This window comes from Peribacillus sp. NPDC060253 (genome assembly GCF_042727425.1).
GTDB lineage: Bacteria > Bacillota > Bacilli > Bacillales > DSM-1321 > Peribacillus.
Map to the genome: position 1 here is coordinate 46,238 of NZ_JBHXAS010000012.1, position 24,032 is coordinate 70,269.

At 39.5% G+C, this 24,032-nt stretch carries 25 protein-coding genes and 1 pseudogene; 17 read left to right on the forward strand and 9 right to left on the reverse strand.

Annotated features, from left to right (window positions below; all coding sequences use genetic code 11):
* The first annotated feature begins 144 nt into the window (after positions 1–144).
* The 12 genes from garD to ACFWE9_RS05320 all read left to right on the forward strand — a co-directional run bounded on the left by garD (position 145) and on the right by ACFWE9_RS05320 (position 10,765).
* Positions 145–1,680 (forward strand): galactarate dehydratase, encoded by a 1,536-nt coding sequence (gene garD / locus ACFWE9_RS05265; RefSeq protein WP_290370630.1) that lies wholly within the window; start codon positions 145–147, stop codon positions 1,678–1,680.
* Between the two features lie 207 nt (positions 1,681–1,887).
* The gene (locus ACFWE9_RS05270; RefSeq protein ID WP_230161382.1) at positions 1,888–2,340 is read left to right on the forward strand and encodes a GNAT family N-acetyltransferase; all 453 of its coding nucleotides are present in this window, start codon (positions 1,888–1,890) and stop codon (positions 2,338–2,340) included.
* A gap of 126 nt (positions 2,341–2,466) precedes the next feature.
* A complete protein-coding gene (locus tag ACFWE9_RS05275; RefSeq protein ID WP_377355913.1) occupies positions 2,467–2,925 on the forward strand; it encodes a VOC family protein in 459 nt (152 codons plus the stop codon).
* A 49-nt stretch (positions 2,926–2,974) separates the two neighbouring features.
* Positions 2,975–3,424 carry an ASCH domain-containing protein gene (locus ACFWE9_RS05280; RefSeq protein ID WP_377355915.1) on the forward strand — a complete coding sequence of 150 codons (450 nt, stop codon included), beginning with the start codon at positions 2,975–2,977 and terminating at the stop codon, positions 3,422–3,424.
* A 179-nt stretch (positions 3,425–3,603) separates the two neighbouring features.
* Complete coding sequence (locus tag ACFWE9_RS05285) at positions 3,604–4,302, forward strand: polysaccharide deacetylase family protein (protein WP_377355917.1); 699 nt, start codon at positions 3,604–3,606, stop codon at positions 4,300–4,302.
* 211 nt (positions 4,303–4,513) lie between these two features.
* On the forward strand, positions 4,514–4,699 hold the full coding sequence (locus tag ACFWE9_RS05290) for a hypothetical protein (RefSeq protein WP_230161374.1): 186 nt from the start codon (positions 4,514–4,516) through the stop codon (positions 4,697–4,699).
* 394 nt (positions 4,700–5,093) lie between these two features.
* A complete protein-coding gene (locus tag ACFWE9_RS05295; RefSeq protein ID WP_377355919.1) occupies positions 5,094–8,129 on the forward strand; it encodes an efflux RND transporter permease subunit in 3,036 nt (1,011 codons plus the stop codon).
* Between the two features lie 295 nt (positions 8,130–8,424).
* Positions 8,425–9,075 (forward strand): DsbA family oxidoreductase, encoded by a 651-nt coding sequence (locus ACFWE9_RS05300; RefSeq protein ID WP_230161370.1) that lies wholly within the window; start codon positions 8,425–8,427, stop codon positions 9,073–9,075.
* Positions 9,076–9,122: 47 nt separating this feature from the next.
* Positions 9,123–9,725 carry a nitroreductase family protein gene (locus ACFWE9_RS05305; RefSeq protein ID WP_377355921.1) on the forward strand — a complete coding sequence of 201 codons (603 nt, stop codon included), beginning with the start codon at positions 9,123–9,125 and terminating at the stop codon, positions 9,723–9,725.
* Between the two features lie 198 nt (positions 9,726–9,923).
* Complete coding sequence (locus ACFWE9_RS05310; RefSeq protein ID WP_377355923.1) at positions 9,924–10,535, forward strand: flavodoxin domain-containing protein; 612 nt, start codon at positions 9,924–9,926, stop codon at positions 10,533–10,535.
* Complete coding sequence (locus ACFWE9_RS05315) at positions 10,456–10,623, forward strand: Fur-regulated basic protein FbpA (protein ID WP_230161365.1); 168 nt, start codon at positions 10,456–10,458, stop codon at positions 10,621–10,623. Before ACFWE9_RS05310 ends, ACFWE9_RS05315 begins: the two co-directional genes overlap by 80 nt.
* A complete protein-coding gene (locus ACFWE9_RS05320) occupies positions 10,616–10,765 on the forward strand; it encodes an FbpB family small basic protein (RefSeq protein ID WP_230161363.1) in 150 nt (49 codons plus the stop codon). Before ACFWE9_RS05315 ends, ACFWE9_RS05320 begins: the two co-directional genes overlap by 8 nt.
* Positions 10,766–10,937: 172 nt before the next feature.
* Here ACFWE9_RS05320 and ACFWE9_RS05325 read toward each other — a convergent pair whose 3' ends face one another.
* Positions 10,938–11,576, reverse strand: a complete 639-nt coding sequence (locus ACFWE9_RS05325; RefSeq protein WP_377355925.1) for a DUF2238 domain-containing protein — start codon at positions 11,574–11,576, stop codon at positions 10,938–10,940.
* A 199-nt stretch (positions 11,577–11,775) separates the two neighbouring features.
* A pseudogene (locus ACFWE9_RS05330) lies at positions 11,776–11,937 on the reverse strand (alpha/beta fold hydrolase); the annotation flags it as partial.
* Between the two features lie 426 nt (positions 11,938–12,363).
* Here ACFWE9_RS05330 and ACFWE9_RS05335 point away from each other — a divergent pair.
* Positions 12,364–12,921: a peptidoglycan-binding domain-containing protein gene (locus ACFWE9_RS05335; protein WP_230161358.1), complete on the forward strand. Its 558-nt coding sequence runs from the start codon at positions 12,364–12,366 to the stop codon at positions 12,919–12,921.
* 200 nt (positions 12,922–13,121) lie between these two features.
* Positions 13,122–13,196, forward strand: coding sequence for a putative holin-like toxin (locus tag ACFWE9_RS05340; protein WP_356715118.1), 75 nt, complete (start codon positions 13,122–13,124; stop codon positions 13,194–13,196).
* A 263-nt stretch (positions 13,197–13,459) separates the two neighbouring features.
* Here the strand turns inward: ACFWE9_RS05340 and ACFWE9_RS05345 are convergent, their stop codons facing one another.
* Positions 13,460–13,903, reverse strand: coding sequence for an adenine nucleotide alpha hydrolase family protein (locus ACFWE9_RS05345; protein WP_377355927.1), 444 nt, complete (start codon positions 13,901–13,903; stop codon positions 13,460–13,462).
* 256 nt (positions 13,904–14,159) lie between these two features.
* Here ACFWE9_RS05345 and ACFWE9_RS05350 point away from each other — a divergent pair, with 256 nt between their 5' ends.
* Positions 14,160–15,590, forward strand: coding sequence for a phospholipase D-like domain-containing protein (locus tag ACFWE9_RS05350; RefSeq protein WP_377355929.1), 1,431 nt, complete (start codon positions 14,160–14,162; stop codon positions 15,588–15,590).
* A 134-nt stretch (positions 15,591–15,724) separates the two neighbouring features.
* On the forward strand, positions 15,725–16,576 hold the full coding sequence (locus ACFWE9_RS05355; RefSeq protein WP_377355931.1) for an MBL fold metallo-hydrolase: 852 nt from the start codon (positions 15,725–15,727) through the stop codon (positions 16,574–16,576).
* A gap of 774 nt (positions 16,577–17,350) precedes the next feature.
* Here the strand turns inward: ACFWE9_RS05355 and ACFWE9_RS05360 are convergent.
* Positions 17,351–18,028 carry a hypothetical protein gene (locus ACFWE9_RS05360; RefSeq protein WP_230161351.1) on the reverse strand — a complete coding sequence of 226 codons (678 nt, stop codon included), beginning with the start codon at positions 18,026–18,028 and terminating at the stop codon, positions 17,351–17,353.
* Between the two features lie 257 nt (positions 18,029–18,285).
* Here ACFWE9_RS05360 and ACFWE9_RS05365 point away from each other — a divergent pair, with 257 nt between their 5' ends.
* Positions 18,286–18,456 carry a hypothetical protein gene (locus ACFWE9_RS05365; protein WP_377355933.1) on the forward strand — a complete coding sequence of 57 codons (171 nt, stop codon included), beginning with the start codon at positions 18,286–18,288 and terminating at the stop codon, positions 18,454–18,456.
* A gap of 308 nt (positions 18,457–18,764) precedes the next feature.
* Here ACFWE9_RS05365 and ACFWE9_RS05370 read toward each other — a convergent pair whose 3' ends face one another.
* The 5 genes from ACFWE9_RS05370 to kynU all read right to left on the reverse strand — a co-directional run bounded on the left by ACFWE9_RS05370 (position 18,765) and on the right by kynU (position 23,928).
* Positions 18,765–19,397: a LysE family translocator gene (locus ACFWE9_RS05370; protein WP_230161349.1), complete on the reverse strand. Its 633-nt coding sequence runs from the start codon at positions 19,395–19,397 to the stop codon at positions 18,765–18,767.
* Between the two features lie 178 nt (positions 19,398–19,575).
* On the reverse strand, positions 19,576–20,202 hold the full coding sequence (kynB, locus tag ACFWE9_RS05375; protein ID WP_377355935.1) for an arylformamidase: 627 nt from the start codon (positions 20,200–20,202) through the stop codon (positions 19,576–19,578).
* A 35-nt stretch (positions 20,203–20,237) separates the two neighbouring features.
* A complete protein-coding gene (kynA, locus tag ACFWE9_RS05380; protein ID WP_230161345.1) occupies positions 20,238–21,092 on the reverse strand; it encodes a tryptophan 2,3-dioxygenase in 855 nt (284 codons plus the stop codon).
* Positions 21,093–21,142: 50 nt separating this feature from the next.
* Positions 21,143–22,561: an amino acid permease gene (locus ACFWE9_RS05385; protein ID WP_377355937.1), complete on the reverse strand. Its 1,419-nt coding sequence runs from the start codon at positions 22,559–22,561 to the stop codon at positions 21,143–21,145.
* An 89-nt stretch (positions 22,562–22,650) separates the two neighbouring features.
* Positions 22,651–23,928 (reverse strand): kynureninase, encoded by a 1,278-nt coding sequence (gene kynU, locus ACFWE9_RS05390; RefSeq protein WP_230161340.1) that lies wholly within the window; start codon positions 23,926–23,928, stop codon positions 22,651–22,653.
* Positions 23,929–24,032: the final 104 nt, after the last annotated feature.

The following is a 24,032-nucleotide window of genomic DNA, read 5'->3' on the forward strand; positions in this document are numbered from 1 at the left end:
CTTTTTGAAAATAAAATACGTAAGTTTAAAGTTGTAATGAAGATCCCTAAAAGCATAAGGAATAAAATGAAGCCATTTAAAAAGCAACCTTCATAACTATATCAGATAAGTTTGCTAGCATATTATATTGAAAGGGTTGGTAAAGTGGATACGAAAACGCAACTAACGGAGGTACCGCTTTATATTAAGGTACATAGTATGGACAATGTCGCCATTGTAGTTAATACCGGGGGCTTGGATCAAGGAACTGTATTCCCTTGTGGGCTTGAATTGAAAGAAAGAATACCACAAGGTCATAAAGTTGCTTTAATGGATATTGTCGAGAATGAAACCATCATCCGCTATGGAGAAGTTATCGGTTATGCGGCAAAATCAATCAGTAAGGGTAGTTGGATTGACGAGTCATTGGTGATATTGCCGGCATCTCCAGATTTAAGGGAATTACCGATAGCAAATGATATACCCAAAACTTTGCCCCCATTGGAAGGATATACATTTCAAGGATTCCGCAATGAAGATGGCAGTGTTGGAACTAAGAATATATTAGGTATTACAACAAGTGTTCAATGTGTAGTAGGCGTTTTGGACTTCGTGGTGAACCGGATAAAAAAAGAGATTCTCCCGATGTATCCGAATGTTGAAGATGTTGTCGCTTTAAATCACAACTATGGCTGCGGAGTCGCAATCAATGCACCGGAAGCAGTTATTCCCATCCGCACCATACAGAACCTTGCGAAGCACCCAAGTTTCGGCGGGGAAGCCTTGGTAGTCGGTTTGGGGTGCGAAAAATTGTCTCCGATGAGAATAAATCCAAGCGGGGACGATTCAGATATCATTTCACTTCAGGATCAGCAGGGGTTTGCGGGAATGGTTCAATCCATCATGGAAATGGCGGAGGAACGATTAATGAAGTTGAACCGCAGGCAGCGGGAGACGTTTCCGGTTTCCGAATTAATCATCGGGACGCAGTGCGGAGGAAGTGATGCATTCTCTGGTGTGACTGCTAACCCTGCAGTTGGATATGCTACAGATTTGTTAGTTAGAGCAGGAGCAACCGTTCTATTTTCTGAAGTCACGGAAGTACGGGATGCGATTCATTTATTGACGCCCCGTGCAGTGAATGAAGATGTAGGAAAGGCCTTAATAAAGGAAATGGATTGGTATGATAACTACCTAGCTTTGGGTGATGCTGATCGAAGTGCCAATCCGTCGCCCGGAAATAAAAAAGGCGGTTTGGCCAATGTAGTGGAAAAATCATTAGGCTCCGTTGCCAAATCAGGAAGCAGCCCTATATCAGGCGTACTGGCTCCAGGTGAAAAAGCTGTGGAAAAAGGGCTGATTTTTGCGGCAACACCAGCTAGTGACTTTGTTTGCGGAACGTTACAATTGGCTTCCGGTATGCACCTTCAAGTTTTTTCGACTGGAAGAGGGACACCCTATAATCTATCAATGGCTTCCGTCATCAAAGTTTCTACAAGAAATACATTGGCCGAGCAATGGAAAGATCTGATTGATATAAATGCTGGAACCATCGCTACTGGTGAAGCGACCATAGAGGAAGTTGGGTGGGAAATATTTCACTTTATTTTGGAAGTGGCCAGCGGTAAAAAGAAAACCTGGGCAGAGCATTGGGGCCTGCATAATGATTTGGCATTGTTTAATCCTGCGCCAATTACTTAATAATCTATTCTGGACGGATTTCCTTATAAAAGAGGAAGTTTGTCCTTTTTTGTTTGTCCCATTTTTACAGCCGTCATCATTTTGGTGAAAAAATTATTAGGGGAGAAAAGAGGACAGCCGAACTATTGGCAGAAGTTATTAATGAACGATAGGTTTTCATCTGACGAAAAAAGGGAGATACTAAAAGTGCATATCAGGAGGGATAGTATGATCACATTCAGGAATGCGACAGTAAAAGACTTAAGTGAGATAGTACAAATGCTTGCGGACGATGTATTGGGCAGAGATAGGGAGCGCTATGAAAATCCTCTTCCAAAAAGCTATCTAAAGGCATTTGAAGCCATTGATTCAGATCAGAATAATGAATTGATTGTTGCATGCCGTGGGGAGGAAATCGTTGGGGTGCAACAGATCACTTTCACTCCTTATCTTACACATCAAGGTGGTTGGAGAGCGACGGTTGAAGGGGTTCGAACGGCATCTTCAGAACGCGGGAAAGGTATAGGAAGCAAGTTGATTCAATTTGCAATAGAGCGTGCAAAGAAGCGGGGCTGCCATATCATTCAGCTGACGACTGATAAAAAGCGGGAGGAATCGCTGCGTTTTTATGAACATTTAGGGTTCACGGCAACTCATGAAGGGCTGAAAATGAAGCTTTAATACAATCGTTTTTTATCTGGCATCCTTTTAATCTACTGTTAATATTTTTGTTAAGATCGGGTGAAGCCCGTAGTTCTAATAGGTAATCGAATCATGCGGATAGGTTTGACTAATAGGGGGAATTCCATGATAAGAGGTTTATATGAAGCACATTTACCAGTGCGTGATTTGGATCGTTCCATAGCATTTTATGAAGGGCTGGGCTTGCAGTTGGATCACAAGGTTGAAGACAATTTGGCCTTTCTATGGATTGAAATGGATAAAAGTTGGCTGGGTCTATGGGAAACCGAGAAAGTGGAGGATGAGTATCATCCTTCATTGCGGCATATAGCTTTTCAAGTATCCTTGGAAGATTTGAAGAGCTCTGTCGCGTGGCTTGAAGGCAGGGGGTATAAGCCAAGAGAAGCTTTTGGATTTGAACCAGTTGAGCCTTTTGTGATGCCTCACGGGGAATATGCACATGCGAAAATTCACTTCAATGACCCGGATGGCAATAGTTTGGAATTTATTTGCAAACTGGAAAATCGTAAAAAGATCATGACACGGATGTATCTAAGTGAATGGGAACAAATACAGGAAGGATAAAATGCATTTGCATCTAACTTCTATGGAGAACAAGGAGGAAGATCATTAAATGAATCGGAAAGCGGAACTATATTGGAATGAATTTTGGCAAGGGAAAGAGGAAGAAAAGCCCCAGTCAGTCAGTGCGTGGCAATTTGGGGCTGATCCCGATCATTTGGCTCAATTAGTGAGGGATGGGATAAAAACGGCTACGTGCTCTGGGTATGTTTTTTATGAAACGGAAAATGAACCATTACCATCCGTGGGTGATTATAGCATTATTTTAAGCAGTGAGGATGTGCCCTTGGCCATCATACAAACAATGAATGTCGAAGTATTGCCCATGAATGAAGTAAGTGAAGAGTTTGCCATTGCTGAAGGAGAAGGCGACGGAACATATACATACTGGTGGGATACTCATGAAAAATGGTTCAAAGAAGAACTGAACAAAATTGGCCACACCTATACGGATGATATGCTGCTCGTTTGTGAGCGTTTTGAATTGATTCATGTGAAGTGAATGCAGGTGGTTCGTTTGGTAGAGCACCATAAAGGATAATCACCTGTTGAACTGTAGAATATCCTTCCCAGATTGTGAGAGTTTAGCTTAAAATGGAGTTAATATAAAGTTGAAACGTTCAATGATTGGCTATCATAAGTCATTGGATTAAAAAACTGATAGAAAGATAGGTTCTAGTCATGAAAAAGAAACTGACATTCATTGGATTGGGAATCCTGGTTGTTTTCCTTCTATTACTGGGTACGTATAAATTAATGAATTCGAGGACATATCAGGTATTCGGCGGATTAACGGATAAAGTCGAGACGAAAGAAAAAGTGGTCGCTTTGACATTTGATGATGGCCCTTCGAAGAATGTAAATCTGATCCTTCCGTTATTGGATAAATACGATGTGAAGGCTACGTTCTTCCTGATTGGTAACGAAATCGAAAAGTACCCAGACGAAGCAGGAAAAATAGCGGAAACAGGACATCAGATTGGAAATCATACGTATTCCCACAGGCGAATGGTTTTTAAATCGCCCGCCTATATCAAAACGGAAATCGAGAAAACGGATAAATTAATTCGAAACGCGGGATATAAGGGTGAAATTGACGTTCGGCCACCAAACGGGAAAAAAATCGTAGGCTTGCCTTATTATTTAAACAAAAATGATAGAGAGACGATTACCTGGAATCTGGAACCAGATAGCTATTACACTTCCGCATCTGACAAAGTGAAGTATGTGAAGGAACAAATAAAACCCGGGTCGATCATCCTGATGCATCCGATGTATGATGATACGGGTAAAGAACTCCAGGCGATTGAAGGGATTTTACAAGAGTTAACGAACGAAGGATATACGTTTGTAACGGTCAATGAACTTGAAGAGATGTAGGTTTCATTTTCCTTATGAACCTTTTTGGAAAATCGGGTTGCTTCGGCGACCCTTTTTTATTATCCCGCTTTGTGAAGGGGAAATATTTAACGATATACTGAATAGTACAAAATGTGGGTGGCATATTGTTTCTTAACGGAATGATGTGGTGGGGCATGTTTTTGTGATATTCCTTCGAGTAAATAAAGTTTTAATAATGGGGCTGGTTACGTTGTATCGGAATAAAAATACCGCTCTGATCATTATTTTAAGTATCCTTTTACTCCTATTCCTTGTTGTGATGGCTTTCCGCAATATCACTGTATACTTCGTGTATAGTTCCGGAATCGGACCTTTATTATTTATCGGTCTGATCATATTGGCGATCATTATGCTTTTTTTAAAAGGTTACAAGTAACAAAGTTTTGAAACTTGAGGCTGCTTCGGCAGCCTTTTTATGTGGAGCGAAAGGCAAAAGGCGTGGTTCTGCCAAGCCAAATGCTTTCTATTTATCAAAATGCCTTCTTTGTTAATTGCTCTCTCGATGTACGGTTTTTCAGTATGTTTGCAGGAGGGCCCATTTTGATATCGGACCGTTCAGCCTTTTCGAATTAGAAGGGGGAGTTGAAACTCTCAAGACTTTAGTCTGATGCAACTTAATATCATACATACTTTTGTCTGTAACTACATACGTTAACTGCTCAATAAATCTAGGTTAAAAGTTATAATTTCTATACACTCATGTTAGTAATATATGGTAATATTTAAAATGGAATTATTTTCTTTAATTTAAAAACAGGGGTGATGTGCACGTGGAATTTTTTACTAAGTGGTCATTTAAGAACAAGGCTGCCGTTTCATTGGTAACAATCTTTATTTTGTTGATAGGAGTTGTTAGTTATTTTAAACTGCCGATGGAATTTTTACCATCCGCGGATAATCCACAGGTTACGATTGTCACAATGGGGCAGGGTACTGATTCGAAAACGATGGAAACGCAAGTTACAGATCCGATTGAAAATGCTGTTACAGGAGTAAAAGGAAAGAGTTCAATCTACTCCACCACTGGGGATGGATTTTCAAAGGTCGATCTATTCTTTGAATCGGGATCGGATATGAAACAAGCAAAACTTGATGTTCAAGAGGCCTTAGCCAATGTAGCGTTGCCACAAAGCATTGCAAAGCCTACTGTTACACAGCTTAATACCTCAATGATTCCGATATCATTTATAGCTGTGACTTTTAAGGATGGTTTAACAGCAAAAAATATAGACTTTACGAAGAAGGAATTAGAGCCTCTATATAAAGATATTAAAGGAGTTTCAGATGTGCAGACATTTGGAGTTTCTCAACCTGTTCTTTCCGTCAAAGTGGATAATGAACAACTGGCTAAAAAGAAAGTCTCCATTCAAGATGTCATGAGCGTCCTTAACGGTCAGAATACAGCTCTCGCCGTTGGTGAAAAGGTGATTGATGGGAAGGCAAGTAATATTAAGGTCATCGGCGATTTAACGAGTATTGATAAATTAAAAGCGCTGAAGGTCACTTCAAATGTCAAACTTGGAGAGATAGCAAAAGTTGATGAAGTGAAGGATGGTAATCTCATCAGCCGTTTTAACGGAAAAGAAAGCATCGATATTAGCATTATCAAGGACAGTCAATCAAATGCTGTCACAATCAGTAAAGAAGTAGAAAAAGTAACAAAAGAAATTAACAAAAAGTATGGTGAACAGAATTCAACCATTTATTTGTCCACAGCTGATATGGTGGAGACTTCTGTTCAGACGATGGTTAAAGAAGTGCTGCTTGGTGCACTATTTGCTACCATAGTGATTATGGTCTTTTTACGAAATGTACGGTCTACTTTCATTACGATCATATCCATCCCGTTATCTCTTGGCTTTACGTTATTTTTGCTGTCATTGTCGGGAGTTACGCTGAATATCCTGACGCTAGGCGGAGTTGCTGTAGCGATCGGTCGCTTGGTGGATGATAGTATTGTCGTTATTGAAAATATTTTCCGGAAATTGCAGCAGGAGAAGATGTCAATTCAATTGGTAATGGACGCAACAAAGGAGGTAGGAGTGGCGATAACAGCTTCCACCCTTACTACTGTAGCCGTTTTCTTGCCTGTAGCATTATTGAACGGAGGGCTTCAAGAATTCCTGCTTCCCTTCGCTTTAACGGTCACTTATTCTTTGCTGGCTTCTTTAATTGTCGCATTAACCGTTGTTCCGTTAATGAGTGCGGGATTGCTGAAAAGAGCGAAGCTGCCAAAACATCGGCCAGCCAAGCGTTTTACGAAGCTCGTTACTTGGTCATTAAACCATAAATGGGTTGTCTTGATTGTTGCGTTGCTGTTGTTTGTCGGTTCCATTGGTACATATTTTGCCATGCCAAAAGGGGCGATTGATAATTCCTCAGCTGACTATGTCTCCGTGACGTTAACATATCCAAATGATAAACCCTTTGATGAAGTAAAAGAAAAAGCGATAGAACTTGAGGAAACCATACAAGATATGCGTGAAACGGATAATGTTTTCATGCAATTAGGAAATTCAGCCGAAGCGGCTCAATATGGTGCTGTCACATCACCTACAGAGGCGACATTCGGTATCTTGGTGAAGGATAAGGAAAACATAGATGAAATCTTGGGGGAAGTCGAAAAGCAAAAAGATAGCTATCCTGATGCGAAGCTAACGACCACCGCTTCTTCATTTATGATGGGGGCATCCAAGACGAACATTACGATTGATGTGATTGGCAGCAATGTTGAAGATTTGGAACTGACAGCCAATAAGATCAAAGAAAATATTCAAGATATTAAAGGAATTGAAGATGTTACAACGAACCAAGACGAAAAGAAAACCATTTATTCATTCAAGGTGGATCCTTCCAAAGGCAATACAGAACAAATAGGCCAACAATTAGGCATCATGCTTAATAAAACCCCTATCGGCAATATTACATTGGAGGATAAGCAGACACCTGTTGTCCTTGAACCTGTCTTGGACCCTAAAAAACCGAATGATTTAAAAAATATTCCCATCATGACAGATGGCGGTTTAGTTCCGGTGTCAAAAGTTGCTTCTATAAAGAGCGAAGAGAGTGCAACAACCCAGTTCCATAAAGACGGAGACACGTATCTTCAAGTAACGGCAACAGTCGATCCGACTAAACTTTCCGATATTGCAAGCAAAGTAAATCTTGAGATATTTGGAGACAAGGATAACAAAGGCCTTGATATTCCGAAAGATGTGGATATTTATGTGGGTGGAGCCAGCGCTCAGCAGACTGATGATTTTACAGACTTGTTCCTGACGATGTTAATTTCCATAGGCATTGTCTTTCTGATCATGGTTATAACATTTAAATCAATGAAAGCACCGATCGCGATTCTTTTTTCATTGCCGTTCGCCGCTATCGGAGCCGTGTTAGGCTTGGTTATCAGTCGAATTCCAGTGGATATTACCGCGCTGTTGGGTGCGCTCATGTTAATTGGGATTGTGGTGACAAACGCAATTGTGCTTCTCGATCGGGTTAAGCAAAACGAAGAAAAAATGATTATCCGAGATGCGATCATTGAAGCGACAGCTACAAGATTCCGTCCGATCATTATGACGGCTGTCGCAACCATTTGTGCCATGCTGCCTCTTTTATATAAAAAGGCGGAAACAGGAAGCCTGGTATCACAAAGCTTAGCCATCGTTGTCATCGGAGGGCTGGCAGTTTCTACATTGCTCACCCTTATCGTCATTCCGTGTATATATGAATTACTATATTTTAAAAAATCGAAAAAACAGAGAAAGAAAAAGAGAGCACCTGTAAGTGAGAACGTCGAGATGTAAGGGAGCTTAATCAAAAAGTTTGTAGAGAAAGCAACGCTTTCTCTACAAACTTTTTTTATTGGCAGGCAAACTTTTTAAAGTTTTTTTAAAAAATGGTTGACTTCCTTCTGGCCTGTAACTAAAATGATTACAGCAGAGATGATTTCACATACCCATATCATCTCAAAAATCAGCACAGTGAATATGAGGTTCAAATGCAATCTAGATTGTAGAGAAAGCATATTTTTTTTACCCTCACTTGTAACTTATTTGGTTACAAGTGGAAGCTAATGACATAAAGTGAGGGGAATATATTATGACTGTAAAAATTAAAGCTTATTCTGATTTTATATGTCCATTTTGTTTTTTAGGTAAAGGTCCTTTAGACGAAATCGTAAAGGAAAAAGATGTGGAAGTAGAATGGATGCCATTTGAACTGCGTCCAAGTCCATATTCCAAAATTGATCCATGGAAAGAAACAGATAAGTTGAATTCATGGGATGCATATATCCTTCCTACAGCGAAAAAGCTTGGGGTAGATATGCGTTTACCACGTGTTTCACCACATCCATATACACATTTGGCTTTTGAAGGGGTTCATTTTGCCAAGGAGCATGGAAAAGGGAATGAGTTCCACCACAGAGTGTTTACGGCATTTTTTCAAGAGGAGCAAAATATTGAAGCTATTGATGTATTGACAAAATTAGCGGGTGAAGTTGAACTTCCTGAGGATGCTTTTAGAGAAGCGTTAGTGTCACGAAAGTATCGGGAAGTGCACCAACAAGCTCTTAAACATGCTTACGAAGAAGCAAACATCAGGGCTGTCCCAACGTTTATCATTGGTGATGAAGTGATTCAAGGACTAGCTAGTAAAGAAAGATTAGCACAAGTCATTGAAAACGAAGAAGCAAAAAATAAACAGAATGAATTGGAAGGCTTGCAATGTGAGGTTAAGGGGAATTGCTAATATCGGTTTGAATATCATTTTATTAAACATAATTTGGAGGAATCAAAATGACAGCAACTACAACAACAATAAAAGATGCAATCATAAATCGCCGTTCCATTCGTAAGTTGAAAAAGAACGAAAATATTACGAAAGAAAGAATGAATGAAGTTTTAAAAACCGCTTTACATGCACCAACTTCATTTAATATGCAAAGTGGACGAGTGGTGGTAGTGATGGATAACGAGCATGAAAAATTTTGGGATATAGTAAAAGAAACCCTTCGCTCTCGCGTTCCAGAAGAGAACTTTGCTGCAACAATAGAACGATTACAAGGTTTTCGTGATGGAGTAGGTACCATTCTTTTCTTTGAAAACCAAGAAACAATAGAGAAAATGCAGGAAAAAGCACCATCCTATAAAGAACAATTTCCATATTGGTCCCATCAAGGAAATGCCATGTTGCAGTATGCCATTTGGATGACGTTATCAGCAGAGGGCATTGGGGCATCTTTACAACACTATAATCCAATTATTGATGAAGCAGTGAAGAAAACTTGGGATATCCCAGGGAAATGGAGTTTAATCGCGCAAATGCCATTTGGTGAGCCGAATGAACAACCTGGTGAAAAAACGTTCTTATCTTTTGATGATGTTGTGAAATTTTATTAATCAAAACTATGAAGTATAAACTGTGAGTCTATAAAAATCAGAGCCTTTTTACTTTTAACCGAGTAAAACTGGCTCTTTTTTTTGTGAAAAGAAACTTTATTGTTCGTGATTGTGGTGTTTTATAATTGACAATGAGAATCATTTTCATTTATAGTGGAGATATATTGAAAGTGATTCTCAATTATAGGGGGGATATAGATGAAGGTATTCATTGGCTACGTCAGTTTATCCGGTAATACCGAGAAAATGGCGATAAACATTAAGAATAGAATGAAGGCTGTTGGCTGTGATGTATATATGGAAAGATTGGATACAGTAGAAGTAGATACCTTGAAGGAGTTTGATTTAGCCTTTATTGGTTTATATACATGGAATCATGAGGATTTGCCATATGAAGCAAACGAATTTTATGAAGAAATTAGCCAAGTGGATTTTCATGGAGTGAAAGTCGCATTCTTTGGTGCCGGCGACTTGAACCATCCGAAACCTTGTGCTGCTATACATATTCTTTCCGATAAAATGAAGGAATATGGGTTTGATGTCTATGATCGAGTTTGGAAAACTCACCAGGAAAGCACAACACACGACGAAATAAGGAAATGTGAAGTCTTTGCGGATCAGGCGCTTATATGGGGAAGCAAAAGGAAGAAATGGCGATTTTTCTTATGGAATCGGATGCTGGGCAACCCCAAATACCAAAAGTCTGCATATTTGTTAAGGAGGGCTCTTGATGATTACCCAATTAAGTACAAAGGCAGAAGCAAAAAAAGAGGAACTTATACAAGAACTTCTGAAATTCGGGATATTTAAAAAATATAATAAACAGCTATACGAGCTACCGATTGTCGTCCTGCAGAAGGAGTTCAATCACTTGAGAGGTGGATTGAAAAATGTCTAGGAAAAGGAAATCTTATAATGTACTGCTCAATGAAAACCGTGAACTTCTCTTGCATGACAAAATGGAGTTGGAACGGATCTATACAAAAATTGATCAAAAAGCAATTGTTGATATAAAAAAGAAGAAGCAAGTACAATCATGATTGGTTAAATATGAAAACCGAAATCCATGTTTGTAAGATTTAAGAACGTTGATTTCCACTCCAGGCACTTCGTTTTCCGCGGGCGGTCCGGGAGCCTTCTCGGCGCTCTTTGCGCCTGTGGGGTCTCCCTTGGACGCGTATTCCCGTAGGAGTCTCGTACCCTCCGTTCCAATCAACTGGCATTTTTCACTTTTCGCAACAGCTTGTCATGAAGTTTAGACAAGGTAAACAATACAAGAATAGAGCCGATTAATGTTAACGACATATCCCATTGTGCGTCCCAAATATCACCTTGTGTTCCTAAAAACTCTTTTGAAGTTTTTCCGCCTTTTGAAATGATGGCAGCTATCCATTCGATGATTTCATATAAGGCTCCAATGGCAAGTGCAAAACTTAATGTGACAGCAAATAACCAGGGTCCTTTTGTTAGAGATGTTTTACGTATTAATATTTCTCTAATCACAATCGCAAATAAACCTTTTAGGAAATGTCCAAACCGATCATAGTGGTTTCGGTTTAGATCGTAATGATCTTTTATCCAATTAAATAGAGGAACTTTTGAGTACGTATAATGGGCACCGATAAACATGGTAATTGAAAGAACGGCAATAATGAAATAGGATAATGTAGTGAGGCGGAATTTATTATATGTGGCAATTACAAAAATCAGAAACACAACGGCAGGAAGTACTTCCATTGTCCATATCAAGTATCCTTCAGGCTTAATAACTGACCAAATCAAAACTGCAGTAACTAGCAATAGTAATAATAAATGAATCGTTTTACTTTTATCTCTTCCCAATTTTTTCACTCCATTAAATTTATAATAGGAACAATAAAAAGATTGAAATTTTCTACATAGTACTTGATGGATTGGTTTATTCTTTTTTGCAATCGAAAGAATCAAACAGTTTGTGTATGGATAAAATGCTTAATACTTTCATTTAAATCATTGGCCGCTTTTGTAGGAATCTGATGCTTTGCATGATAAATGAATTTTAATTCCGTACACGGCAATCTTTCATGCAATCTTTGAATTCTTCGGATAATTCCTCCATTTGGTATTGGAAATTCACACTAGTTAGTACAGGAGGATGAATAAAAACAATAGGAATCCCTTTTCCCTTAACAGAATAATACAAGCTAATACCGTCCACATCTAACATTGGCATGAATAATCACCTCAATAATTTTTCAATCATTCTTTATTCAGAAAGGTCAATTTGAATGGCTATACTATTGAATAACTTGATAAGCGTTTGGGTTTTAGCGACATAAAAGTAAAATTCCCATTCGAAGAGTGCTTGTATAATATCCCTCCTCAAAGACTTTTCCCTTTAAAACATGTTTTTATTACTAATCATTTTGGTAACAAATATCTTGCATGTTTTGAACCAATTATTATAGTTCAAAAATATAATGAAACGGCGTTTCCAAAATACTGACTTTTTGAAATGCACACCATGGATATTATTTACCATTTTTTATAATTAAAGTAATAAAACACCAATTATTTAATTTCATACGTTATAATGAATGGGCTCCAAGGAAGTGTCAGAAACCTGCAGGAGTGATCATATGATTGGAGGTTATATGCGTTGAAGAAAAAATTATTGGTCATTATTCCAACAGTTTCCCTGATATTGGCACCACTAGGAACGGGGACATCAATTACTCACGCAGCAGCAAAGGGCAGTCAAACCCAGAAAATCGAAACGAAGGCGGAAACGCGCCCAACCCTCAGGAAAGGCTCACGTTCGAGTTATGTAAGAGACTTACAACAAAGCCTTAAAGATGTTAAATATGATGTAGGCGTTGATGGAATTTTCGGTACCCAAACACAAAATGTCGTAAGAGAGTTTCAAGTGGATCATAACTTGGCTTCAGATGGTATCGTCGGATCGCTGACATGGGCTGCTTTAGATGAAAATAAGGTAGAAAGAAAACAGTTCACGGAGAAAGACGCGATTGCGTTAGGGAAGAAGAAGCTAGGTAACAAGATCATATTCAGCGGTGATGGCAGATTGCTGAAAGATGGCAAAGGAAAATCCTATTACAATTATAAAGCCGCTAATAAAGATTGGATTGACCAAGGCGGCACCGGAACGATTGGGTGGTTCCACATTTATAAAGATGGCCGTGTAGTGGAACAATAAAAGGATATACATGTAAAAAATATTCTCACTTTATGTGGGGTTTTTTTTACATGTAAAGCATGATATAGAAGACTAAATACATCTATTTTTGTAGATAAATAACAAGTGAATACAGATATAATAGTAAATGGACAGCAATTTGGTATAGTGGGCAGCGGTCACTCCTTTAAAGAAAGGGGGTGTCGCTGGTGAGTTCTATAATGGACGGTTTGATGCTGATGATATCATTCGCCTCATTAATCGTCGCAGTAATCGCGGTTGCATTAAAAAAGTAACCCCCTCCATACCATCCGGCCAGATGTATGTAGGAAAAGGGTTACTTTCATGATCGAGTAGCTACTGACTTACCACAGAAAGCCGCTGCTCTTTATGCATTTGCTGTTCATTAAGACGCTGGATTAACCAGTGTCTTTTTTTTTATATGTTAGTTATTTTCATTATATCCTCATTTTCCCCATCCATTCAACTAAAAAACGAAGAAGAATGTAAATGAAGTTCGAATTAACTGATGTGAAATCCATTCATATCAGATGTAATCTCAAACGTTGAGTGAACTGTCAGTTTCCAGTTTGTATGATTTCATTCCTTTATAAGAGACTATCGAAGGAATCAAACATAATAACGCCATCGGGAAACAATATAGAAGATAGAAATGTCCTCCATTTTCCAACAAGGGAATATAAGCTAAAGCGGCAAAAAGTAAAACGAAAAAAATGATCGTGAAAATCCCGAATGACTGATGATAGAAAGCGTGAATCTCCCTTCTTCGTTCTTCTTGATTGGGTAAAGACTTTGCGGTTTTGTGAGTTCGAAGGAATAGGTACAAGGAGAACATTAGAAATAAAGCGGAAAATGGTAAAGCTAAAGCAAATAAGGAAACGTCTAGAATGGACAGATAAAAGCTGGATAAAAAGAACACCTCTGAAACACCTAATGGAAAACAATAATTGAAGATATTTATACGATTCGGTTGTTTAAGCATGAAATCCCTCCTTCTATATCATATTATGCAACTGCTTTCATGTTCACCACTTTGTCACATTTAAAAGAAAAAATAAATATTCCAAGCTGCCCCCAGGATTGGCGTTTTCCAATAGGTGACCAAGAAAATATCATAAATATGCCCCGCTGACTAACTAGTCAAAGGGGCAATCCTTATGGTGATTTATTGGATAGTGAATAGAGTCCTCACTTATTACGAATAGTATTAAAATATCGGTAAAAGGGGGGATTATGCAGTGACTGTAAAAATGGCGATGAAAGGAATCCTGATCGTTCTTCTATTATATCTCCTTTATGTAGTGGCGACGGCAGTGGTTCTTTTTTACTTCCCTAAAGAAAAAGAAGAAGATAGGATGACTAAACATATTCGTTCATATTTTGGAGAGAAGGACTCCACCGTGGATCGTGTACTGCTTCTCGAAGACGGATATGAGTCTGGACTAGCCCGAATGCAAATGATTCAGGATGCCCAGCATTCAATCGACATTGCCTACTACTCTATTTCAAAGGGCGAAACAAGCGAGCTTCTTCTGGGAGCACTGCTCGAAGCTGCTGACCGCGGTGTCAAGATCCGAATCCTTCTAGACGGAATTTGCCATGGCCTGAGGGGAGAACTAAGCAGTGTCCGTTATGCACTGGCCTCGCATGAAAATATTGAATTAAGGTATTATGAAACCTTTAAACCTTTTAAGCCTTGGACCTGGCACAATCGACTTCATGACAAAATCATTACCGTAGATGGGAAGTTAGGCATCATCGGAGGCAGAAATATCGCCGACAAGTATTTAGCAAACCAACCGCCTAAGGATTTTGTCTACGACCGGGATGTACTCATTTTTAATGCTAAACAGGAGAGAGATAGTGTAATCAATGAAATGAAGGACTATTTGAATGAATTATGGACTCATCCGTATACGAGCGATGTTTTTTCGGACCTTTCGAAAAGGCAAACTGAAAAAGGAAAACGTGAAAGAGATGTATTATCCAGTCAATACAGCAAGGCGATGCAAACGAAAGCCGATTTCGTTAATCCAGTCGTCGTTTGGAGCACGTCAACAACCGCTACTAAAAAAGTGTCCTTCATTCATAATCCAATCGAACGTTTCTATAAACACCCTTTTGTGTGGCGATCTCTAGTGGATATTGCAGCGGAAGCCAATAAGTCAGTATTCATCCAGAGTCCCTATATTGTTCCTGCCAGTATGTTGAAGGAGAACGTGCCGAAGGAAATGCATTCAACGGCTGATTGGACCATACTCACCAACTCGGTGACTTCAACCCCGAATGTGATCGCTTTTTCCGGTTACTTGGCACTTAGGGATGATATCGTCGAGACAGGGGCAAGGCTTTATGAATATTCGAAGCTTTATTCATTACATGGTAAATCGGTTGTATATGATCAACGATTAAGTGCAGTTGGTTCCTTCAATTTGGATTCACGATCAGCTTTTTTAAATACAGAATCGATGGTGGTCATTGATAGTGAAGCATTTGCAGAGCAATTGATAGGAGCTATCGAGTCGAAAATCGCTGATAGTACACTTGTTGCGGACAAGAAACGATATATACAACCACCTGAAGATCAGAAAAAGGAGAAGTCTTTTTTTAAAGCCACCTTTTTAAATGCCCTCTCGAAAATCACGGTATATCTCAACAGATTCATTTGAATAATGACAAAAAGGACAGCAATCAGGGATTGTTGTCTTTTTAGCCTTTTGCGGAGATTATCTAATGAATGAATGTATAATTTGCTATACTTGAGCAAGCTAATCTACATAACTATCCGAAGGAGAACAAAAACATGCAAACATTACAGCGCCTATCGAAACATATCGTCTACCTGCCGCCAGTTCAGGAAACGGATCGGCCGATTCTTGCCGCCGTTACTGGAAACAAGAAAACGCTCATCATCGATGCCGGTAACTCTGTCCGGCATGCACAGCTCTTTCAGGACGAATTACTTCGGAATGATCTAAGCGGGGATTTCCTTGTTCTGACCCATTCCCACTGGGACCATGTATTCGGACTGGAGAATATCGGAATTTCGGTCATTTCTCAGGAAAAAACATACAACAATATTAAAGATATGCAGCAGCTTTCATGGGAAGATGAGGCTCTTGATCAACGGGTCAAAGAAGGGGCGGAGATTCCATTTTGTGCGGATGCAATCAAATTGGAACTTGAGACCAATCGAGAGATTTACCTGCCACTGCCAGATATGATCTTTGAAAAAAAGATGACAATTGATCTAGGGAATGTAACCTGTGTCATTGAACACGTTGGCGGCGATCATGCAAAGGATTCCTGCATCATATATGTTCCAGAGGAAAAAACATTATTTCTCGGAGACTGCCTTTATGCCAATCTTTATGCTGAAAAATGGAATTATACGGCCAAACAGGCTTCGCTGCTCGTTCAAAAAATTGAGGACTATGATGCCGATACATATATTCTTTCCCATCATGATCAGCCTTGCACGAGACTGAAAATGGAGGCAGAACTTAAGCTAATGAAAGAATGTGTAAGAGCCGTGGTCGAGCATCGGGGAAATCGAGCTTTAATGGAGCAGGATTTGGCTAAAGTGTTAAACCGGAATTTAACGGAAGATGAGCTTGAAACGCTTGGATTTTTTGTGAATGGGTATGTTGAGTGAAATGTAAACCGAAATGAAAAGCCGCTTCGTGAAATGAACACTTTAAAGTGTGGGTGGGGTATGAGTTCGGTTTTAACTGGGCTCATACCCTTTAATGTTGACCTTCCTCCGCAACAGTCCTCAATAAGCTGCTCATTGATAAGTCTTGCAAAAAATATAGTAATAGAACAAAACTTATTGGGAAAGAAGAAAAACCAACAAAACCTTTTCAGCCACCAACACACCCTTATGAATTATAAAAAGAGCGCGAGGAGCAACGCAATGTGGTCGTTAACGCGGTTTATTTAAGCAGGAGCCGGACAATGAAGGCTTCTTTTTTTGTCCGAAAACGGTAAGTCGTGCCTATCATCTAATAGGTGCGCGCAAACAGTATATTCGTGCGTCATACAGTGTGGATGCGTCCGAAAGTTGTAAGTTCGGCGGTATAGTTAATGTGGGGCTAAAAAATAGGGGGAATTGGTTTTATTGCAGATGTTTTAGCTATTATTCATTTTATGGTGGTAACGTCAACAGAGGTAATTAGCATCCAAACGTTTTACGGGATCATGTTAATCTACTAGTTAGACAGGAAAAGAAAGTACACTGCCTGCGTATGATCATAACCAAAAAGTAATATACGAATGCCGACACTAACCGTGCATCCCTAAGCCTTAATTCTGAAACCGTTTACTATAACTAAAATGAAAAAGCTCCCTTAGGGGAGTTTTTTATTGCTTGCACATGTATCACGCGTGAGGAGTCCAACCATATGGATCACTCCTAAAGGGCTTCTTTTTAAATTCTATAAACAAAAGGTCTTTTATAGGCTTTTGCTCTTTGTTTGGAGGTAGTCATAGCCCTTAGTTGAGTTTGTGAGATTGGAGGTACAATTACTGTTCCTGAGGGATACATAATGTTGTTTTTGTCATCTAAATGACGTGCATTAACTAACAAGGCATGCCCAAATTCATGAGCTAAGATATCCATATTTTCTTGTTGGAATGTACTATATGTCATGACAATATTACCAAGAGTTCCGTTACCATTCCATCTGACGTTTCCAATAGCCTTTCCATCTTGAAGGTCTTGTGCATGAATGTAAAACACAGCAAGTCCAGTTTGACGGCGACAATTACCTTTTCTTAATGCTCTAAAAACTTTCTCTAGTTGCGCCGCCTGCAAAGGCACGGAAATCCTTGCTAAAGTGGCGTCAACGTCCAAACCACACTTCCGTGCTCCTTCTCTAGTTCTTAAATCACAAATATTCGGCCGGAAATCAATTCCCCATATGTCACTGGCGTATTCAAATTGTGTTTTTATATCTTTTTCTCTTACTCCAGCAGCGTTACCTAAAATGAAAACACAAACATTGGTTTTATACCGAGTACTCTGACCGTTGGCGTTCAGACTATTATTCTTACTAGATTTTTTCCTTTTATTCTTACTGGTTTTCTTATTTTTATTCTTTGACACAGCATTCATCCTTTTTGTTTATAAAATTGCCACATGATTAATAAATGCATAAATTCCTCAATATGTTTGGACAACCTAAACAAAAAATTGAATGAAGGAAGGATTTAAAAAGCTCCCAAAGCAGCTTTTTTTATTTGTTTATTTCAGAAGCGGATAGCAATAAAATTGAGGGAAATAAATTTTTATAGGCTAGACCCTTAAAACGTTTTAGTTTAATAGAATAAATTCCACCTTTATAAATAAGGGGGGAATTTATAATGGATTTTGGTTTTATTAATAAACACGTATTTGTAGGAAAGGCAAAGAACAAATGGAACAGTTATCAACCTGGTCGAATTGTTGGTATCGGTAATGATCGGTATTACATAGTAAGATTTGAAGATGGAAGGAAAACGTGGATTAGGAAAAATTGGATTATGCTTCGGTAAGACTCCCTTAGGGGATGAAGTGAACTTATGAATCTCTTTTTTAGGTTCTCCACGACAAATAGCCAAAAGGAGCTTATCCCTTTCGGCTAATTTCTCTTTTCCTCGATTTAGATTGCTTCTCCCAACTTTCGTCAAAGTCCCGAAATTCGCTCGTGAGCATAAAAACACTAAATTATGTTTTTTGTATTGTGGCATAACTCAGCAAGTACTTAAATCCCTACACCTGTATCAAACCCAAATATACTACTATAAAAACTGCACCTCCAATTGTTAGTTGGTGTCTAACAATTAGGGTGCAGTTCAAATTATTAATTATGAGCTTTTTCCAAAGCTAGCTTTATCCCGAATCCAATCAAGACCGTCCCGGTTAATCCCTCAAAAATCGCCTGAGTTCTTGGCTTTTTCATAAAGGCACTGATCTGGTTCAGCAGATAGATATAAAATACAAACCACATCGCAGTTAAAACGGTATAGGTCATGCCCATGATCAGGAACGGTAAAAACGTATCATTTCCTGGATTCACGAACTGAGGCAGAAACGTTAAAAAGAAGACGGCCACTTTAGGGTTCAGCAGATTGGTAAGGAACCCTTGTTTAAAGCAAGACTGGTTTTCGTACTTACTTTTGACGGACGTTTCCGCCGCTGCGGCCACTTGCTTATTTTTTAATCCCCATAAGGTCTTGAAGCCTAGGTAAACCAAATAAACGGCACCGACATATTTGAAGATGGAAAATAGTAAAGCCGATTTCACAATGATTGCTGAAAGTCCGAACACGGCGGCTGATGTATGAATAAGCAGGGCACAGCACGTGCCGAACATCGTTTTAAAACCTCCCGACGTCCCCACGGTAACGGTGTTCCTTGTGGCTATTGCTGTATCAGGACCAGGTAAAATGATGAGAAGAATGCACATGATGATGAACAAATAAAAGTTTTCCATATTTGGACCTCCACTCTTGGTGATGAATTCTGAAAATTATAACATAGATGTACTTGGTTTAGGGAGATAAATTAAAAAGGAGGCAATCTAAAGGCACAAAAAAACAAGCCCAATCATTTTTGTGATCCGGCTCGTTTCTTTGAAAAAATTTCAATTCTGAATGTTATAAAGAGTTAGGTTAGGGCGACTTTTTCAACACAGCACGTACCGGACTTCCATCTGCTTCAACTAAAGGAAGAGGGAGGGCTGCCAACTCATAATTACCCGGTTCGATATCGTCTAATACAAGTCCTTCCAAAATGTGAATTCCCTGACCGGCAAGTTCATGATGGGCAGAAAGTTCTTTACTATCCAGTGGATCCACTGATGGTAAATCAAGACCAATAAGACGAACGCCGTGTTCTGAAAGATATGCCGCTAATTCTGGTTGGATATGAGGAATAGTTTGTGGAAAAACACTTCGGTCATTCCATGCATCCGTCCGAATTAACAGACGGGTAACACCTTGTAGATCTATACGGGATAATTCATTGACACCGATGCTTGTCTTGTTAGGTAAATGGATAACTCGGGCACTTCCCATATATAAATCGAGATCCAAATCAATCACTCTTTTTCCATCGTCATCAAAATGAAAAGGGGCATCAATATGGGTACCGGTGTGGATACTCATATTGATTTGACCTACATTGACAGATCCACTTTCTTCTTTACTCCAATTGACTTTGTATGAGAAAGGGGTATCTCCAGGCCAAACTGCAACGTTTTCATCCAGACGTTGTGAAATATCAATCCATGTCCCCATCATTTACCTCCATCTCTTCTGGCTGTTTCTTTTCATCATAGCTTCGTTCTTAGACTCCATAGTTCTGGGAAAAAGTGTTGATCCAGTGCTCTTTTTAAATACGTTACACCTGATGATCCGCCAGTTCCTTGTTTATTGCCAATAATTCTTTCCACTGTGCTCATATGATTAAAACGCCATAATTGCTGTTGATTGCCAATGTCCACTAACTTTTCGGCCAGCTCATATAAGTCCCAATATTGCTCAACATCGCGGTAAACGGTCAGCCATGCCTCTTCTACACTGGCATTTGGTTCATATCTTTGTGACCAATCCCTGCTGATGGCTTCTTGATCAATAGGTAATCCGCGTGCCACTAAAGCATTAATCGCCGCGTCATAAATGCTTGGCTCATGAAGGGCCTGCTGCATTTGCTCGTATAGATCTGTCTGATGCTGATAGACTGATAGCGTATGGACATTTTTGTTTCCTAATGCAAATTCAATCAAACGATTCTGATAGGATTGGAAACCGGAAGATTGTCCCAGTTTATCCCTGAACTCCATGTATTCAGCAGGTGTCAAAGTTGATAGGACATTCCATGACTGAATCAATTGCTGCTGGATCCTCGAAACGCGCGACAGCATTTTAAACGAGGGTTCCAACTTGTTTTGGCGTATAGATTCAGTTGCTGCCGTCAACTCATGTAAAATGAGCTTCATCCATAGCTCACTCGCTTGATGAATAATGATGAATAGCATTTCATCATGATGATCGGAACATCTGTGTTGACTAGTTAAAATCTTATCAAGGTGGAGATAATCTCCGTAAGACATCGATTTTTGAAAATCGGTTTGAATCTCTTTCTCTAGACCGGTTATTGTTTGTTCCTTGTTATCGATATTCTTCATTCCGCAATCTCCTCACTTTTCATATACAAAAAACTATTTATTCAGTCAATCTATTCTATCTTCTTTTCCAGAGATTCCTCCATTACATTATGGTTCATATTTCTTCTTTTTGAAACAAAATAAGCGACAGCTAAAAATAGTAACCAAGGTATCCCGAATTGAAGCATGATCTTGAAATCTGTAAACCATGTTGTAATCATCAAACTAAATAGAAGAATGGCTCCTAGTATCGTTAAATAGGGAAAGCCGATCATCCTTACCGGTAACTTGCGTCCGCCGGTCTTCTCCCATTTTACCCTGAAAAACAAATGGGATATGAAGATCATGAGCCATGTGAACATGGCACCGAACATGGAAATACCCATCATGAATGCATAGGAGGAACCGGGAAGTAACGCATGAACACCTGCAGCAATGAAAATCCCTGTTGTAGAGACAGCAAGTGCTTTTGCCGGAACGCCCCTTTTGTTTAACTTTCCTAAAAAACTAGGTGCATGTTTTCCGCGAGCCAATGAAAACATCATACGTGTTGAAGCATAGAGCTGGGCATTCATGGCAGATACTGCAGCCGTTAAAATAATAAAGTTCATGATCCCGGATGCACCAGGAATGTTCAATATTTCCATTACTTTTACGAATGGACTTTCCTCGATCCCAGCCGTTTTCCACGGTACGATCATCAACATGATGCCGATTGTCAACACATAGAAGGTGGATAAACGGAACACGGTCGCTTTTAAAGCTTTTGGAACAGCTGCATCCGGATCTTTTGCTTCCCCTGATGTAACCGCTATCATTTCGGTTCCAAGAAAGCTGAATAAAGAAATAAATACGGCAACCCACATTCCCCACCCACCAAATGGGAAAAAACCGTCTTCATTTACAAAGTTCTCAGGTCCTATATGTGGCTGATTGGATGAACCGAATAGTACATAGGATCCAAGAAGGATAAAACCAATAATGGCACTTATTTTAATAAAGGAGAACCAATACTCAAATGTGGCGAAAGTATTCACGCTAGTGGCATTTACATAAATCAGGACAGCTGCAAATAGCAAAATCCATACGATTCCCGGAACGGTCGGAAACCAATACTTCATATACACACTGACTGCACTTACTTCAACCCCAACAGCCAGAACATTGGCAATCCAATAAGAATAGCGGACAAGATAGCCAGCCATCGGAGTCATGTACTTTTCAGCAATGGCCCCAAAAGATCCGGAAGTAGGATGGGCAACCGTCATTTCGGCTAAGCAGCCCATCAACAGTAAAACAATGAAAGCACCGAGTGCATAGCTGAGCAAAACACTTGGCCCTGCCGCTTGAATGGCAAGCCCACTGCCAAGGAATAGCCCCGTCCCGATGGCACAGCCCATCGCGATCATGGAAAGCTGATTTGTTTCCAGCTCACGTTTTAACCCTTTCTCTGGCTCTTTCATGTTCAATTGAGTATTTTTGTTCTCCATAGTTCATCCCCTTTTTATCCATAAAAATTTAATCCTGCCCTAATTAACTAACCATTTGAGGGATGAGCCTCATCTGGCGAAGTTCCATGTTATGCGACCACTTCACGCTCATTCTTGAATTTTTCATATTGTTTTTCTGACATGATTTTCTTGAGTATTTGTACAACTTCCCAAACTTCTGCGTAGGAAGTATATAGTGCAACCGGAGCGAGACGAATGATGTTAGGTGCTCGGAAATCTGGAATGACACCGTTCTCTTTCAATGCCTTACATATCCGTGCAGCTTCTTTATGCTCGAGGCTTACATGACCTCCGCGGCGTATGTCATCTCTAGGAGTTCCAATGAAAAATCCCATGTCTTTCAATTCGAATTCGACTAAATCCATTAAATATTGATTGATTTTCAGTGATTTTTCGCGAATATTCTCAATTCCCGCTTCTATAAAAATGTCTAAAGATCCAATCAAAGGTGCACAACTTAACACATGCGGCGTGCCAATTTGATATGCGCCTGCTGATTCAGCTGGTGTTAAGGTATGTTCCATATCGAATTGTTTATCTTTTTTGGAGCCGAACCATCCAGCCAATCCAGGCATCGTTCCAAAATGTTTACGATTTACATATAAACCGCCAACGCCGCCAGGGCCGCCATTTAAATGTTTATAATTGCACCAATACGCAAAATCCACATCCCATTCGCTGAATGAATGCGGAATGGCACCGATAGAATGACATCCGTCAAATCCGATTACTATCCCTCTTTTATGAGCTTCCTCAGTTAATCGTTTCATATCCAATATTTGACCGCTGCGATACAGGACCGTTGGCAAGATGATCAAAGCGATGTCATCGGTCATTGCTTCGATAATGTCATCCTCTTCTAGAAATCTTCCATCGCGGCTTTTCACGCGGATAAGATCTTTTTCCGGATCGTATCCATGTGTACGCAGCTGACTTTGAAGAGCATAAATATCAGTCGGAAAGGTTAATTCATCCGCTAAAATTTTTGTGCGCATTCCTTCAGGCTTATAAAAAGTAGCTACAAGTTGATGTAGATTTACAGTCGTGGAGCCGGTTACAATAACTTCCTCAGGAGAAGCTCCGACCAATTGGGCCATCTTCGCGCCCAATTTCTCAGCCATGAAAAACCAGGGGTGATTCCCTTGTGTCCATCCATCAATCCCATGCTCTTTCCAATCTTCCAAAGATTCCAAAAGAGTGCGTTCAGCCCTTTTTGAAAGAAGCCCCAATGAGTTTCCATCCATATAGATGGAGTTCGGCTTTAAATAAAACTCTTCTCGAAAACCTTTAAGTGCATCATTCTCATCCATTTGTTTAGCGTGATCCAATGTGTATTCAGAAACCATAATCATCCTCCTCTATTAGTTTTCTAAATAATTCTAGGAGAATCGTACCAAAGAATATGACATGATGTCAATAAGTTAATTCAGAAAATTATAAATATTAAATC